Origin of the sequence: Capnocytophaga sp. oral taxon 329 str. F0087, assembly GCF_000213295.2 — a bacterium.
GTDB lineage: Bacteria > Bacteroidota > Bacteroidia > Flavobacteriales > Flavobacteriaceae > Capnocytophaga > Capnocytophaga leadbetteri_A.
The window spans coordinates 1-526 of sequence record NZ_KN390120.1 but is presented as its reverse complement, the minus strand read 5'-3'; the positions used below and the strand labels follow the sequence as shown (position 1 = coordinate 526).

The following is a 526-nucleotide window of genomic DNA, read 5'->3' as shown; positions in this document are numbered from 1 at the left end:
TAGTGGTGCTCATCGACGAATACGATGCGCCCTTGCTCGACGTGGTGCACGAAGAAAAGAACCTGCCTGTCCTCCGCAACATCATGCGCAATTTTTATAGCCCGCTCAAAGCCTGCGACCCTTACCTGCGTTTCGTCTTCCTGACGGGAATCACCAAGTTCTCGCAACTGAGCATTTTCAGCGAACTGAACAATATTAAGAATATCAGTATGCTGCCGGAATATGCCGCTATCTGCGGCATCACGGAGGAGGAGATGGCCACACAGATGGATGAGGACCTGGACATTTTGGCCGGACGGTTGAACGTAAATCGCGAAGAGGTCGTAAAGAAGCTAAAAGCCCATTACGACGGTTACCATTTCGCGTGGCCCTCACCGGACATCTACAACCCCTTCAGCCTGCTGAACGCCTTCGCCGATGGGCGGTTGGATTCTTATTGGTTCGGCAGCGGCACGCCCACTTACTTAATTGAAATGCTGAATAAATTCGGTGTATTACCCTCCAAAATAGGGGGTAACGAAGCTGT

1 protein-coding gene is annotated in these 526 nt (G+C 51.1%); it reads left to right on the top strand.

The window, feature by feature from the left end; genetic code table 11:
• Positions 1-526 (top strand): AAA family ATPase (locus tag HMPREF9074_RS11720; protein ID WP_034541143.1); only part of this gene is annotated, 526 nt, incomplete at both ends.